This is a genomic window from Domibacillus sp. DTU_2020_1001157_1_SI_ALB_TIR_016 (assembly GCF_032341995.1).
Lineage (GTDB): Bacteria > Bacillota > Bacilli > Bacillales > Domibacillaceae > Domibacillus > Domibacillus indicus_A.
Window position 1 is genome coordinate 576,471 of the sequence record NZ_CP135439.1, and the last position, 14,468, is coordinate 590,938.

General features: G+C 47.7%; 13 protein-coding genes. 10 read left to right on the plus strand and 3 right to left on the minus strand.

Annotation, left to right across the window (positions count from 1 at the left end):
* Positions 1–75: 75 nt before the first annotated feature.
* Positions 76–714 carry a YigZ family protein gene (locus RRU94_RS10735; RefSeq protein WP_315694231.1) on the minus strand — a complete coding sequence of 213 codons (639 nt, stop codon included), beginning with the start codon at positions 712–714 and terminating at the stop codon, positions 76–78.
* A 322-nt stretch (positions 715–1,036) separates the two neighbouring features.
* Here RRU94_RS10735 and RRU94_RS10740 point away from each other — a divergent pair, with 322 nt between their 5' ends.
* The 9 genes from RRU94_RS10740 to RRU94_RS10780 all read left to right on the plus strand — a co-directional run bounded on the left by RRU94_RS10740 (position 1,037) and on the right by RRU94_RS10780 (position 9,885).
* Positions 1,037–2,203 carry a sensor histidine kinase gene (locus tag RRU94_RS10740; RefSeq protein ID WP_315694232.1) on the plus strand — a complete coding sequence of 389 codons (1,167 nt, stop codon included), beginning with the start codon at positions 1,037–1,039 and terminating at the stop codon, positions 2,201–2,203.
* A gap of 13 nt (positions 2,204–2,216) precedes the next feature.
* Positions 2,217–2,897, plus strand: coding sequence for a response regulator (locus tag RRU94_RS10745; RefSeq protein ID WP_242231933.1), 681 nt, complete (start codon positions 2,217–2,219; stop codon positions 2,895–2,897).
* Positions 2,898–3,086: 189 nt separating this feature from the next.
* Positions 3,087–3,272 (plus strand): hypothetical protein, encoded by a 186-nt coding sequence (locus RRU94_RS10750; RefSeq protein ID WP_251274686.1) that lies wholly within the window; start codon positions 3,087–3,089, stop codon positions 3,270–3,272.
* Between the two features lie 132 nt (positions 3,273–3,404).
* Positions 3,405–3,959, plus strand: coding sequence for a YybH family protein (locus RRU94_RS10755; protein ID WP_315694234.1), 555 nt, complete (start codon positions 3,405–3,407; stop codon positions 3,957–3,959).
* 30 nt (positions 3,960–3,989) lie between these two features.
* Entirely contained in the window at positions 3,990–4,457 is a 468-nt protein-coding gene (locus RRU94_RS10760; RefSeq protein ID WP_315694236.1) for an S-ribosylhomocysteine lyase, read from the plus strand.
* Between the two features lie 142 nt (positions 4,458–4,599).
* Positions 4,600–6,426, plus strand: coding sequence for a sigma-54-dependent Fis family transcriptional regulator (locus RRU94_RS10765; RefSeq protein ID WP_315694238.1), 1,827 nt, complete (start codon positions 4,600–4,602; stop codon positions 6,424–6,426).
* A 201-nt stretch (positions 6,427–6,627) separates the two neighbouring features.
* Positions 6,628–7,587: a thiamine pyrophosphate-dependent dehydrogenase E1 component subunit alpha gene (locus RRU94_RS10770; RefSeq protein ID WP_315695916.1), complete on the plus strand. Its 960-nt coding sequence runs from the start codon at positions 6,628–6,630 to the stop codon at positions 7,585–7,587.
* Positions 7,584–8,612 carry an alpha-ketoacid dehydrogenase subunit beta gene (locus tag RRU94_RS10775; protein ID WP_309088994.1) on the plus strand — a complete coding sequence of 343 codons (1,029 nt, stop codon included), beginning with the start codon at positions 7,584–7,586 and terminating at the stop codon, positions 8,610–8,612. Before RRU94_RS10770 ends, RRU94_RS10775 begins: the two co-directional genes overlap by 4 nt.
* Positions 8,613–8,625: 13 nt before the next feature.
* A complete protein-coding gene (locus RRU94_RS10780; RefSeq protein WP_315694242.1) occupies positions 8,626–9,885 on the plus strand; it encodes a dihydrolipoamide acetyltransferase family protein in 1,260 nt (419 codons plus the stop codon).
* A 197-nt stretch (positions 9,886–10,082) separates the two neighbouring features.
* Here the strand turns inward: RRU94_RS10780 and RRU94_RS10785 are convergent, their stop codons facing one another.
* The gene (locus RRU94_RS10785) at positions 10,083–11,018 is read right to left on the minus strand and encodes an EamA family transporter (protein WP_315694243.1); all 936 of its coding nucleotides are present in this window, start codon (positions 11,016–11,018) and stop codon (positions 10,083–10,085) included.
* A 106-nt stretch (positions 11,019–11,124) separates the two neighbouring features.
* Between RRU94_RS10785 and RRU94_RS10790 the strand changes: the two genes are divergently transcribed.
* Positions 11,125–11,979 (plus strand): DegV family protein, encoded by an 855-nt coding sequence (locus RRU94_RS10790; RefSeq protein ID WP_315694244.1) that lies wholly within the window; start codon positions 11,125–11,127, stop codon positions 11,977–11,979.
* 57 nt (positions 11,980–12,036) lie between these two features.
* Here the strand turns inward: RRU94_RS10790 and RRU94_RS10795 are convergent, their stop codons facing one another.
* Positions 12,037–14,331 (minus strand): S-layer homology domain-containing protein, encoded by a 2,295-nt coding sequence (locus RRU94_RS10795; protein WP_315694246.1) that lies wholly within the window; start codon positions 14,329–14,331, stop codon positions 12,037–12,039.
* Positions 14,332–14,468: the final 137 nt, after the last annotated feature.

The window sequence follows — 14,468 nt, forward strand, 5'->3', positions numbered from 1 at the left end:
TCCTTTTAGATGTAATAATCAAATTTAGAACCATCTGTTATTTTACTATGAAAGGATAAGTTCGTTCAAATTTTTTTAAAATTCGACGTCTTTTTCCATGTATAAAACGTCGCCTTCTTTGAAAGCGGCTTGCCCGTTTGTCAGTTCCGTTATCCATCCGCAAAAAGTGTCGGCTTGTCCTTCTTCCACAAACACATCCACCTCTACGCCTTCTGCATAACGGATTTCTTTTAATTCATAAATGGAGGCACGCAGTTCGTTTTCAATTTTGCCAAGCCATGTATAATCAATCGAGGCTGTCATAACCTTCATAAGACGGCGTTCGACAATGCCGGCTGCATTCAAGCCTTCGGATGCGGCTTTGCCGTATGCGCGGATCAGGCCGCCTGCGCCGAGTTTAATGCCGCCAAAGTAACGTGTTACTACGATCGCGGTATCTTTCAGTTCTCTTTTTTTAATGACTTCCAAAATAGGCAGGCCAGCAGTGCCGGACGGTTCGCCATCATCGTTTGCTTTTTGAATGTGGTCGTGCTCGCCAATCATATAAGCAGAGCAGTTATGCGTGGCATTCCAGTGCTGTTTTTTAATTTGGTCAATAAATGCGATCGCTTCCTCAGCAGATTCTACTCTCGCTGTATGGGCGATAAAACGCGATTTTTGAATGACAATTTCATGAGTGCCGGCTGTTTTCACCGTTTTGTAGTAAGATAACAAAAAAAATTCCTCCTTATTAGGTTTAAAAATGAGAAATAAGGGTACTCGGTATTGATAGTTTATCGTAAAGGAAAAAAGTCCGGATGAAAAGAGACATGCTTCGAAATACTTTTAAACGAATCGTAAATAAACTTTAATGTTCGTTTCCTGCTGTAATGATATAATGAGAATGTCCTTTCCGTGTGAGGTTTTCACCGGGTCTTTTTTGAGTGATTTAAGGTAAACTATGCATTATTTCCACCATCAAAAGATATAGCTGTGTGAAATAGGTGCTGTATCTTTCGGACAGGTCCCATTCATTTTATTTGGAAGGAAACCGCTTATGTTAATGCGAAACTCGGATACCAAACTTCTTGATACAATTTTGGATAAAATGGTGGAAACCGTTGATCAAAGCAAAGGCCAAATTTTTTCAATTGCTGAACAAAGCAGGGTCGATTATGAAGCCCTATTGAAAGAGCTCCAGCAGATCAAAAGCCAAATTCATTCCTCTATTGTAGAACAGGAAGAACTGGAACGAAAAGTGAAAATGGCACGAAAGCGGCTTTCAGAAGTAAGCCGTGACTTTTCTGTACATTCAGAGGAAGTTGTGCGCAAGGCCTATGAACAGGCCCATGATTTACAAGTGAAGCTGCTCGTTATGCGGCAAAACGAAAAGCAGCTCATAGACCGCCGCAATGAACTGGACCGTCGGCTTTTATCCGTACATACAACGATCGAGCGGGCGGAGCAGCTTATTTCACAAACCGCTGTTGTCCTGAACTATTTAACCCAGGATATGAAGGCATTCGGCCGGGCGCTTGAAGATGCCCAGTCCAAGCAGGCCTTTGGCCTGCAGGTGATGGAAGCACAGGAAGAAGAACGAAAGCGTTTATCCCGCGAGATTCATGACGGGCCGGCTCAGATGATGGCGAACGTCTTAATGCGTTCCGATATAATCGAGAAGCTGTACCGCGAACGGGGCGTGGAAGCGGCCTTCAAGGAAATTCGCGATCTGAAAAAAATGGTTCGCTCCGCATTGTATGAAGTGCGCCGGATTATTTACGATCTGCGTCCGATGGCGCTCGATGACCTTGGCTTGATTCCGACGCTTAAAAAGTATTTAGCTACTGTCAGCGAATACAGCCGTTCCCAAAATGCTGTGCCGAACATCACGTTTTCCAACATCGGTCTTGAAAAACGGCTTCCGTCTAATATGGAAGTAGCGCTGTTCCGGCTGATTCAGGAGTCCGTCCAAAATGCATTAAAACATGCAAATGCAACTGAGATTCAAGTAAAACTAGAAATAAAAAAAGAGCAAGTATTAGCTGTTGTGAAAGACAACGGCAAAGGCTTTGACGTAAACAAGAAAAAATCAGGCTCTTTTGGCATAATGGGAATGAAAGAGCGAATTGACCTGCTGGATGGAGACATTACGATTCGGTCGAAACCAGATGAAGGAACAGTCGTTTTAATCAGCGTCCCAATAATTGAGCAGCCATTGACTTAGAGGAGGAAAGACGATGACAACGAAAATTGTTATTATTGATGACCATCAATTATTCCGTGAAGGGGTAAAACGCATTCTTGATTTTGAAGAATCGTTTGAAGTGCTTGCAGAGGGAGATGACGGAACGGAAGCACTTTCGCTCGTTGAAGAGTACAACCCGGATGTTGTCATCATGGATATTAACATGCCGGAAGTGAATGGCGTGGAAGCAACACGCAAGCTCGTGGATAAACACCCGGATACAAAAGTTATTATTTTGTCGATTCACGATGATGAAAACTATGTAACCCATGCCCTTCAGTCCGGCGCACTCGGTTACCTGCTGAAAGAAATGGACGCAGAAGAGCTAGTAGAAGCAGTTAAAGTGGTGGCAGATGGCGGATCGTATCTTCACCCGCGTGTGACGCACAACCTGATTGCGGATTACCGCCGTCTTTCAACAGATGACGGAAAAGGAAAAGGCTTCCAACAAACGGAGGTTGTCCGTCCGCTTCACCTGCTGACACGCCGCGAGTGCGAAGTACTTCAGCTGCTGGCTGACGGGAAAAGCAACCGTGGTATCGGGGAAGCTCTTTATATCAGTGAAAAAACAGTTAAAAACCATGTGAGTAACATCTTGCAAAAAATGAACGTAAATGACCGCACACAAGCTGTTGTAACAGCCATCAAAAAAGGCTGGGTAGAAGTTCGCTAAAAAAGTCCCTTTATGAAGTGCACCCCAATTGTTAGACACCATCTAACAATTGGAGGTGCATTTTTTATGGTTAGATTTTCGGTAGAAGAACGGCGGATAAACAAGGGTCGGCACCTATTCACCACGATAACCGGGCACTCACCACCCTTTCTTTTGCTGCATACACTACAAGCGAAAGGAGCGATGAAGATGAGTCCGTTCAACGTACGCCCGCCTTATTATTATCCGTATCCGCCATACCCGCCGTATTATCAGCCTCCTTATTACTATGGCGGCTATCAGAATCCATTTTTAGGTGGATTTTTCGGTGGCTTAACAGGAAGCTTATTAACGCCGTTTTTCTACGGCCGTCCGCCCTTCAGACGTTATTATTGAAAAAACGGCCTGCGCTGGTTGAGCGCGGGCCTTTTTTCTTTTACAATAAAAGAGAAATAAGGATCAAAGGCGGGAGGTGCGGTGCCTTGCCGTACTTCTTTCGGACAGGCCTTGGAAGGATGTGCACGGACGGTGAACCATAAATGGACAGCTGCTCTTTTTTTAACCGGTGTACTGCTCGCAGGATGCGGCGAGAAAAACGACCAGGCCGCTCACTCAGCAGAGGACGGTGAATCAAGTCGCGCCGAGCAGGAAACACACGGAACGGCCGAAACAGGAGAAAGTAACACAGCACGGGCGCCTATTGAAGAAGCAAAAAACATCCCCCCCGAGGAAAGGACCGCTATTTTGGCTGCGCTGAACCAGCAAATCCAGTCATTCAATAAGAAAGATCTTGATGGCTATATGGCGACTATTTCCGAAAATCCGAAGTCATTTGATTATGATGAAGAAAAAGCGTATGTACAAAAGGTATTTCAAACATTTGATGCTGTAATGGAGCCGGCAAATATAACGATTATCCAGTACGATCAAACGGCCCAAACCGCCAACGTTTTCATGAATATGAAATCGACGTCGAAGGATATCAAAACAGGCAAAGAAGTCAGCCAGACCACCCGGCAGATGATGGTATTTCAAAAAGAAGAGGGCAGCTGGAAGCAAGTTTCCCTTTTTGCGATGGAATGATATAGTAAAAAGAAAAGAGGTTTTTTAAACATGACAAAAGAAATGAACGTAGAAAGCTTTAATTTAGACCATACAAAAGTAAAAGCGCCTTATGTCCGCCTGGCCGGCGTAAAAGAAGGCCGAAACGGGGACAAAATTTTAAAATATGATATTCGTTTCTGCCAGCCGAACAAAGAGCACATGGAAATGCCGGCTCTTCATTCATTGGAGCACATGATGGCGGAATTCAGCCGTAACCATTCGGATAAAATTGTCGACATCAGCCCAATGGGATGCCAGACAGGCTACTATATCGCTGTGATCAATCATGAAGATTACGAGGATATTTTAAACATCCTTGAAAAAACATTACAAGACGTGCTGGAAGCGACAGAAGTGCCTGCCTGCAACGAAGTGCAGTGCGGCTGGGCGGCAAGCCACAGCCTGGAAGGCGCAAAAGAAGTCGCGCGCAATATGCTTGCTAAACGTCAAGAATGGACAGAAGTATTTGCCGGGTAAGCCGTGTGCTGACAAGCGGATAAAAGGAATCGCCTTTTATCCGCTTTTTTGTTTTGCAATGGGGGAGCGTATGAAGAACCGGAAGGAAAGGCTTTTGGGCGGAGGCAGGCATGTTTCATTTTCAAAATGGGGAGGTTTTTCAATGACCAATGAAACAGTAAATCGGAATGTATGGCAGCGCTTCGTGAGAGAAGGAGTGCTCGATACGGCACGTCTGCAAAAACGGATTGAAGAGTCCTGGTATCTATGCCAGAAAAGCGGAGTCAATCCATACGACGGCAAAGGAAGCGACATTTTAACACCGGATCAGCTTCGCATGCGGCTGGAGAAAAATGACCGGCTTGCTTCGATTGCAGCTCCCATTATGGAGAAAATGATCACTTCGATCCGCCAGGCAAACACGATCATCCTGCTTATTGATAAGGACGGCTACATTTTAGCAGCGCGCGGTCCGGACCCGGCTTTAAAGCAGGCCTCTAAGATCAATTTTATAGAAGGCTCCAGATGGACAGAAGACGTTGTTGGCACGAACGCAGTTGGAACCGCTCTCAGAACAGGAGAAGCCATTACAGTGGTCGGTACAGAGCATTATTCGGTCGCCTCCCAGCATTTTTCCTGCTCAGCGGCTCCCATCCACGCGCCGGACGGTACGCTTTTAGGTGTATTGGACATCACAAGCCCCGTGGAGGATTCCCGTCATGAACATATGCTGGCAGCTGTGTGTGCCGCCTCTTTTGCGGTCGAGCAGCAGTGGGCAGCGATGGAGAAAATGGACGAGCAGTCGCTCATTATGACGGCCTCTTTTTATCGCCAGCACCCCGCTCCGATTGCGGCGGTTTCTGCATCTGGTTTGGTTGTATGGATGAACGACACGATGAAAGAGAAGTGTCAAATGACCGTGCCGTTTCCGCTTGAGGATCTGCCAGACAGGGCATGGATACAGGATGTAATGCGGGATGTATTCGATGAACCGCGCTCCTATCAAATCGGACGTCTCGTTCAGTTTTCAGCTGCAAAAAAAGCACCGGCTGCGCCCGGCTGGATCAATACCTTTCATTACAATGGGGTCATTGGTACAGCAGAACCATTCCAGCATGTGCTCTGGCAGGCAGAACGCGTGGCCAAAACAGACGCAGCCGTGCACATCCACGGTGAAACCGGCACAGGAAAAGAAATTTTAGCGCGGGCTATTCATGAAAACAGCAGCCGCCAAAATGGGCCGTTTATTGCCGTAAACTGTGGTGCCATCCCGCCTTCATTGATGGAAAGCGAGTTATTCGGCTACGAAGGAGGCTCTTTTACAGGCGCAAGCAGAAACGGCCGCCGGGGGAAAATCCGTGATGCAGATGGAGGCACGCTGTTTCTAGATGAAATCGGTGATATATCAGAGCAAATGCAGATTTCACTGCTGCGTGTTTTGCAGGAGCAGGAGGTCATGCCGATCGGTGCCTCCAAGCCCATCCCGGTTAATATCCGGATTATTACCGCTACCCACCGGAACTTAATTGACCTTGTAAAGAAAGGACAGCTGCGTGAGGATCTTTTTTACCGGATTTATGTGTTTCCATTGAGCCTGCCGCCGCTTCGCCACCGGCTTTGTGATCTTGAGCGATTTATCCAGGACTACCAGAAACGGACACATTGGAAAGGAACGGTTCCAGCGCCTCTCCTGCATGTTCTGAAGCAGCACTCATTCCCGGGAAACTTCCGCGAGCTGTTTAATATTTTGGATCGTATTCGTATTTTGTATGGAGATGATGTACCAGCGGATTTATCGCCGACGGACTGCATGATCTCATTTGAGACAGAGGATGAGAAACAACAATGGACGAGCCGCCAGGAAATCGAACGGAAAGAATTTATGCGGGTATTGAAAGAAGCAAAAGGCCATGCTCCCACTGCAGCAAAACAGCTTGGAATGCCCCGCAGCACTTTTTACCGGAAGCTGAAACAATATGAGATGAATTGAGACATGGTGGGACAGCGGCGGGAAAAATGATATTTTGGGCTGGGATATTCCTTTATTCGGGTGCTTTCTCGAATTGGCACGATGTTTGCATTAAGGATACTGAAAGCGTTTTCTATTTCATTTATCAATGAAAGGGAGAGGGTACCAGTGTCACAAACGCAAACAAACCAGCCGACTATTTCGAAAGAAGAAGCCACATGGATGTTTCAAAAAATGCTCGAAATACGCCACTTTGAAGACCGGGTTCACGATATTTTCGGAACGGGAATTCTGCCTGGCTTTGTTCATTTGTATGCAGGGGAAGAAGCGATTGCAGTCGGCCTTTGCGCTCATCTTGACGATAAGGACTATATTACAAGCACCCATCGCGGCCATGGCCACTGTATTGCCAAAGGCTGTGATTTAGATGGCATGATGGCAGAGATTTACGGAAGAGCGACCGGGCTCTGCAAAGGCAAAGGCGGCTCGATGCATATTGCTGACGTGGAAAAAGGAATGCTCGGAGCGAATGGAATTGTTGGCGGAGGATTTCCGCTGGCTGTCGGGGCCGGCTTGACGCATAAATTGAAAAAAACAGGCGGCGTGGCGGTTTGCTTTTTCGGGGATGGCGCCAATAACCACGGAACTTTCCATGAAGGCATTAACATGGCAGCGATCTGGAACTTACCGGTTATTTTTGTCGCGGAAAACAACGGATTTGCAGAAGCGACGCCTTTCCACTACGCTTCCAGCTGCAAGTCGATTGCTGACCGGGCCATCGGATATGGCATTCCAGGCGAAACGGTAGATGGAAAAGATGTGATGGCGGTGCGGGAAGCAGCGCAGCGGGCAGTAGAGCGGGCCCGTAACGGTGAAGGACCGACATTAATCGAATGTATCACGTATCGGAACTACGGCCATTTTGAAGGGGATGCCCAGACATATAAAGGCGAAGAGAAAGTCAAGCATCTGGATGACCTCGATGCCATTAAAAAGTTTTACACATACTTAACCGAGCAGGGGATTATGACCGAAGCGGAGCTCGACCAAATGGATGACGATGTGCGGAGGGACGTGGATCGTGCCGTCGAGTTTGCGGAAGGAAGCCCATATCCGCTTCCAGAGCAGCTGATGGAAGACGTGTATGTATCGTATAAAACAGATGGGGGTGCTGCACGATGACACGTCAAATCACTTTTTCACAGGCCGTAAACGAAGCGATGGCTCTTTCAATGAGAGAAGATCAGGATGTAATTCTGCTCGGTGAAGATGTAGCGGGCGGCGCAGCGGTAGACCACCTGCAGGATGAAGAAGCCTGGGGTGGCGTAATGGGGGTTACAAAAGGACTTGTACAGGAATTTGGCCGGGAGCGGGTTATTGATACTCCGATAGCGGAAGCGGGCTACGTCGGTGCAGCGGTGACCGCAGCTGCTACCGGAATGCGCCCGATTGCCGAGCTGATGTTTAATGACTTTATCGGCAGCTGTCTGGATGAAGTGATGAACCAGGGAGCTAAATTGCGCTACATGTTTGGCGGAAAAGCGAAGGTGCCGCTCACCATTCGGACGATGCATGGCGCAGGCTTCCGTGCCGCAGCCCAGCACTCTCAAAGCTTGTATTCCTTTTTTACGCATATTCCGGGTCTTAAAGTCGTCATTCCATCCACTCCGTATGATGCGAAAGGGCTCCTTCTCGAATCTATTTTTGATGATGATTTGGTCGTCTTTTTTGAAGACAAAACGCTGTATACGATGAAAGGAGAAGTACCGGAAGGGTCATACCGCATTCCTTTTGGAAAAGCCGATATTAAACGAAAAGGGGAAGATGTGACGATTGTGGCGATCGGCAAGATGGTGCATACCGCCATCAAAGCAGCGGCTGAGCTGTCCAAAAATGGAGTCGAGGCCGAAATTATCGATCCGCGCACTCTGTCGCCGCTTGATGAGGATACGATCCTATCGTCGGTTGAAAAAACAGGGCGGCTTATTGTGGTGGACGAAGCCAACCCGCGCTGCAGTGCCGCAACCGACATCGCTGCTCTTGTCGCTGATAAAGGGTTTGACTATCTGGATGCGCCAATCAAAATGGTCACCGCACCGCATACACCGGTTCCATTTGCTCCATCTTTGGAAGACATTTATTTGCCAACACCAGATAAAATCATCAAAGCCGTTCAGGAAATGACCGGCAGCGAATTGGTGATATAAAGGGGGATTAGCGATGGCTGTAAAGTTAATTATGCCGAAGCTCGGTATGGGGATGGAAGAAGGAACGATCGTTGAATGGCTGAAGCAGGAGGGCGATGAAGTAAAAAAAGGGGATTCAGTTGCCGTGATCAGCTCAGATAAAATTGAGAAAGATATAGAAGCGCCGGCAGACGGGATTTTGCTGAAAATCGAGGCGTCTTCAGATGAAGTGGTAAAAGTCGGCGAAGCAATCGGTTTTGTCGGTGCAGCAGGGGAAGAAGCGGAAGCAACAAATGCGCCTCAAGCGGAGCTTCATCAGGAAGCACCGAATATGCCTGAGGAGATACCGGTTTCAATTGAACGAACACCCGAGCCGGCCGCCACAAAAGTACAAAGAAATGGCGGCAGAACCCGCATTTCACCGGCCGCCCGCAAGCTTGCCAGGAAACATGATCTGGACGTAACCGGCATTCCGGGAACGGGGCCGAATGGGCGGATTACCCGGTCTGACGTGGAGCGCCATTTAAACCACAATACACAGCCAGCAGCCGCAGCCGTTCAGCCTGCGCCGGAAGCAGACGTAGAACCGATGTCTTCCCGCTCTTCTGCATCAGGCAAACCGCTTGCCGGTATGCGCAAGGTGATTGCGGAGCGCATGTTTGACAGCCTGCAGACAACCGCGCAGCTGACCATTACGATGAGAGCAGATGTAACGGATTTAATGACGATTCGCAAGCAGATGAATGAGTCGCTGGCAGAAAGCGGCGTGAAGCTTACGCTGACTGACTTTGTCGCTAAAGCGGTCATTGCTTCGCTGAAAAAGCACCCGGAGATGAATGCGACCCTTGAGAACGGCCAGCTTGCCCTGCATGACCGCGTCCATCTCGGAATCGCAGTGGCGCTGGATGGAGGTCTGATGGTGCCGGTGATCAATGATGCGTGCCGCCTGTCGCTGAGAGACTTATCCAGCCGGATCCGTTCCAACGCAGACGACGTTAGAGGCGGCAGTATTCAGGCAGAAACGTTAAAAGGCTCAACGTTTACGATTACCAATCTTGGAAACTACGAGGTGGAGTTTTTTACACCTGTTTTGAATCCGCCGGAGATCGGTATTCTCGGCCTTGGCCGCGCGATGCCGGAAGCGGTCTTTGTGGGAGACGAACTGCAAAAGCGGCACATTCAGCCGCTCAGCCTGACATTCGACCACCGTGCGATTGACGGCTCCCCGGCGGCAGCTTTCCTGCAGACGCTAAAAGGGATGCTTGAACAGCCGTATCGCATGCTGGCGGAATAATCCGAAACAGCCGAAAAAAGAACATGATAGTCGAATCAAACAATCCCATCGGTACTTTTCAACAAGAAGCGCTGTTGGATGGATAAGTTAGAATACAGAAAGGGTGTCTCTAAGACGAAAAATCGACTTATGAGACACCCTTTTTGTGCAGCTAGACTTTCAAGATGAACAACCGGAAAAAAGAGAATCCGGCCATTCTACAATGTTTTTCGGCCTTCATTCCGATTTGCCGAGCTGAAAAACAGGCGTTGGGACTTCGCTTTTCCGGCTGGGCGCCGCTCAATCGTGAACAGGACAGCTGCTAGAATACAAAGAATGCCGCCCGCCTGCCAGATCGTCAGCTTGTCTCCAAAAAGAAGAATACCGATCCAAATGGCTACCACGGGTTCGGCGACTGCTAAAATAGCTGCGCGTCCGGATTCCATTTGGGAAAGACCCGCTGTGTAGAAGCTATAAGCAAAAACCGTTGATAACACGACCAGACCAAACGTATTCCAAAGAACCGCCGGCTCTAACAGCTGCGCTTGTTTTGCCGCAAGCCCCGACATCGGTACGACGCAAAGGGAGGCCGTCAGCATCGCGTAAGCCGTGATGGTAACAGAATGATAGCGATGGGCGACAAATTTGCCGAAAATCGAATACAAGGCATAAAAAAAGCCGGATAAAAGCCCGATGAAAATGGTGCCGGCAGACATGTCCGCATCGCCGGACGGCACAAGCCCTACCGCAAGCATACAGCCGAGCACGGTTAACAAAAGCGCAATCGCTTTGCCGCCTGTCATCGGCTCTTTGAAAAAAAGGCGCGACAGCAGTACAACAAAAACCGGTCCGGTATACAAGAGCACGACAGCCAGAGAGTTGGAAGAGCGTTCCATTACGGTAAAAAAGCATAAATTAAAAAAGACGATGCTGACAATGCCGCAGCCGGCGAAAAAAAATAAATCACGCGGCTGAATGCGAAGCAGATTACGCTTAAAAAGGAGCAGAAAAAGAAAGAGCACCAAAGCAGAGCCCAGCACCCGCAGCGCCACCACATCGATAGGCGAGAAACCGTATGTATAAAGTCCTTGCACAAACAAACCAATCGTGCCCCATAGTGTGGCACCCGTCAAAACAAGCCATGCAGATTTCATGATCATTCCTCCTCCTCTTTATCTTACCGGAAAAGGGGTGCAAAACAACCTCTATTGGGCTAAAATGTAAGGGATATGAAAAAATGAAAAAGGCAGGTATAAGCAGATGAAGACGGCCATTTTGACCGACAGCACCGCTTATCTTCCAAAAGCGCTGCGCGAGGAGCTTAATATTTTTATGATTCCGCTCAGCGTTATTTTTGGTGAGGATGCATATCGTGAAGAGCTTGATATCACGATGGAAGAGTTTTACGGAAAAGTGAATGAAGGAGGCAGGCTGCCTACCACGTCTCAGCCGGTGATCGGCCACTTTGTTGAGCTGTATGAACAAATTGCCAAGGAATACGATGCAGTCATTGGCATTTATTTATCAAGTGAACTGAGCGGCACCTACCAGTCATCCATTACAGCTGCAGACATGGTAGAAGAATTGGATGTGTATTCATTTGATTCGGAAATCAGCTGTGCACCGCAGGCTTTTTACGTGCTACGGGCGGCAGAATTGGTCAAAGAAGGAAAAATGCCGGATGATATTTTGGCTGAGCTGACCGAAATGAAAAAATGGACGAAAGCGTACTTTATGGTAGATGATTTAAATCATTTAAAGCGGGGCGGACGCTTAAGCGGGGCACAGGCGCTGATTGGCGGCCTGCTTCAAGTAAAACCGATTCTCCATGTGGAAGACAAGCGGCTTGCGCCATTTGAAAAAATTCGAACAAGCAAAAAAGCGCTCAAACGCATTGGCGATTTGTTCGGAGAAGATTATGAGGGCGGAGACACGCTGCAGGCATCTGTGATTCATGCGAACCGGGAGGACGAAGCCCGGAAATGGACAGCGGAATTAAAGCAGCGGTTCCCGAACGCTGAAATCAGCATTTCAAGCTTTGGCCCGGTCATTGCCACACACTTAGGAGAAGGTGCCTTGGCGCTCGGTTGGACGAAAAAAAGAACGTCCGAGTGATAAGTGGTCATCAAATAAAAAGAAAAAGCGCTCCAGCTTGAAGCTGGAACGCTTTTTTTATTTTGGAACGGAATTCAGTACATCTGTGATCATTTGCATTTCTTCTCTGTCGATCCGTTCTGTGCTTGCCGCACGTGTACCGCTGATCAAGTCGCCGAAGCCCTGCTCATTCAGCTTCTTCACCACTTCATCGATAAATGGACGATTGTTTTCAACAAGATACGTTGTTTTTGACCGGATCATTTGATCAAACACAGCGCTGCGCGGCAGACCGATTCGCTCTAACGCTTCCTGGTTCAACAAAAGATCCAAAAGCGTTAAAAGCTCGTAGTCATTGCCGGCAAAGGTTAAATCAGGATTGACCTGATACCAGAAGTCGCCTTTTCGGCCGCTGTCGGTACGAATCCATTTTGGATATAAATTCTCAATACCGGCTTTGAATTCGCGCATCGGTTTCAAATACTTTTCATCACGGGTCTGCTCATAAGCGACGATCAGGAAACGCATGCCGCCTAGTGCATGGTTAAGCGACGAATGTGTCTGCTTGGAACCAGGTTTATAGTAATCTGAAATCATATAGCTCGATGCGGTTACCGGAATGATATTGCCAAATGATTTTTGGTTTACAAGGAAGTTCGCATACGATAAGTTGTCATCTTTTAACGCTTCAATGCCGAGTGCTTCGCCTGTATTTTTCAAAAACATTGCGGCATTTTCATTTAAACGTGTATCTACATATGGCGCTGTCGTGCCGTATGATTTCTTCAGCCACGTACTTGTGTATTCCGTATAAAAAAGCGGCTGTGTTCCTTTCGTTACTTCACCACCGGAGAACACGTCAAGGTCCGCGACTCCGTTTAACACAAGGTCATATAAATAACGGTCATTATGTTCTTGATAAGCTGTCAAATAAATACCAGCCTGCATCCGGTTGATACTGCGGCCATAGCCCATTTGGTAGCCTGGTTCAATCGACCAAGGAAGCTTTGTGTAGGCACCGTCTGCTGTGAGCCAGTTATTGATCGAGATATACTCAGCAATTGTGCGTTTAAACCATTCATCGCGTGTAGATGAGCTCTGGAACAAGGACTTGTCCGATACAAGCGCCCATGAATCTGAAATGGCGTTGCCTTTTACCGTTATGTTCATATTTGCCGTAACGGTATTGTCAGCCTGCTGAACGTCATAGCCTGCATACTCTTGATCAAGCACACGAATGCGGGAAACGGTACCGTCTGCATATTTCTGCTCTTTCGGAACGGCCACATAGTTTTTGCCCATCATCACTTCGCCTGTAACCGCTGACCCTTTTTTGGCAGAAAGCACGCCAATTGGGTGGCTCGTTTCATCAATGCCAAATACGTCATGGTGTTCACGAACAACGGTCCCCTGATCGCTGTATTTAGCAAGTGAATAGTTATCAGACTGTGAAAACGGCAGGGAAACAGTAGCGGAATATGTATTGTCCGCATTGTGAGTAAATTTCGTGAAGACGAATGTATCGCCGTTTGTCAGCTTGCGAAGGGTTACACGAAGAGATCCGAGTGGTTTAGAAGCATAACCCATATGATAATAGTAGTGATAGTCTGTTGATTCAATATGCTTGTCCGTTTCCTGACGGTCATATTCCAGCGGCACGCCGCTTGAATTCATGCGTACCTTTACATATTGATAGTCGTTAATCGGAATAATCACTTCCTGATTATCAGCCGGTTTTGGCACTTCAATCGGCTCTTTAATCGTGCCAAGAAGTCCAAGCTTTGTCATCATCCGGTGAATAAAAACCGCTGATTCGCCGCGTGTTGCTATTTTCTTCGGCAGGAACGTATTATCTGCTGTTCCGTAAATCAGTCCGTAATGCGTCATTCGTTCAACCGATGCATACGCATAAGCGCCAATTTCTTTCGCATCTGTGAAGGTTAATGGTGTACGCTCCATGTAATCGCCTTTATACTGCATCGCCCGGTCCAGCATAACCGCTACATCAGAGCGGGTAATGGCTTCGTTCGGGAGTGCTTTTCCTTCGGTTGTTCCCTGGATGATACCAGCTTTTTTCGCAGCGGCAATTTCAGGGTAAAGTGTGCTGCCAGGACCGACATCCACAAAAGCGGAATCGCCGGCAGGCAAATCGAGTGCCCGGGCAAGGTACGCCAAAAACTGGCCTCTTGTTACACTTGCGTAAGGACGAAAGGTTCCATCCTCATAACCCGCAATGACGCCATCTGCCACAAGATCCTCGATCTCTTTTTTTGCCCAGTGGCCTGAAATATCGCTGAAGCTCTGTGCGGACACGTTAACCGCGAATAGGATCACGAGTAAAAGTGCCGTCAGGCTTCCTCCAATTTTTCGCATAAAATCCCCTTTCTTTTTTGTTTCAATGTTACAAAGAAAAGTATAACATACCGGAAAAATGACCCAATGTTAAATTATCATGACATTCTGATAACGATTGTAATATTTATCCAGAGGAAGTATACTGAAGCTGAAAG

Bases quoted from the DNA above. Each gene is read 5' to 3' on its own strand.
- RRU94_RS10775 (WP_309088994.1), top strand. From the start codon at position 7,584: ATGACACGTCAAATCACTTTTTCACAGGCCGTAAACGAAGCGATGGCT.
- RRU94_RS10760 (WP_315694236.1), top strand. From the start codon at position 3,990: ATGACAAAAGAAATGAACGTAGAAAGCTTTAATTTAGACCATACAAAA.
- RRU94_RS10740 (WP_315694232.1), top strand. From the start codon at position 1,037: ATGTTAATGCGAAACTCGGATACCAAACTTCTTGATACAATTTTGGAT.
- RRU94_RS10745 (WP_242231933.1), top strand. From the start codon at position 2,217: ATGACAACGAAAATTGTTATTATTGATGACCATCAATTATTCCGTGAA.
- RRU94_RS10785 (WP_315694243.1), bottom strand. From the start codon at position 11,018: ATGAAATCTGCATGGCTTGTTTTGACGGGTGCCACACTATGGGGCACG.
- RRU94_RS10790 (WP_315694244.1), top strand. From the start codon at position 11,125: ATGAAGACGGCCATTTTGACCGACAGCACCGCTTATCTTCCAAAAGCG.
- RRU94_RS10750 (WP_251274686.1), top strand. From the start codon at position 3,087: ATGAGTCCGTTCAACGTACGCCCGCCTTATTATTATCCGTATCCGCCA.
- RRU94_RS10765 (WP_315694238.1), top strand. From the start codon at position 4,600: ATGACCAATGAAACAGTAAATCGGAATGTATGGCAGCGCTTCGTGAGA.
- RRU94_RS10770 (WP_315695916.1), top strand. From the start codon at position 6,628: ATGTTTCAAAAAATGCTCGAAATACGCCACTTTGAAGACCGGGTTCAC.
- RRU94_RS10795 (WP_315694246.1), bottom strand. From the start codon at position 14,331: ATGCGAAAAATTGGAGGAAGCCTGACGGCACTTTTACTCGTGATCCTA.
- RRU94_RS10780 (WP_315694242.1), top strand. From the start codon at position 8,626: ATGGCTGTAAAGTTAATTATGCCGAAGCTCGGTATGGGGATGGAAGAA.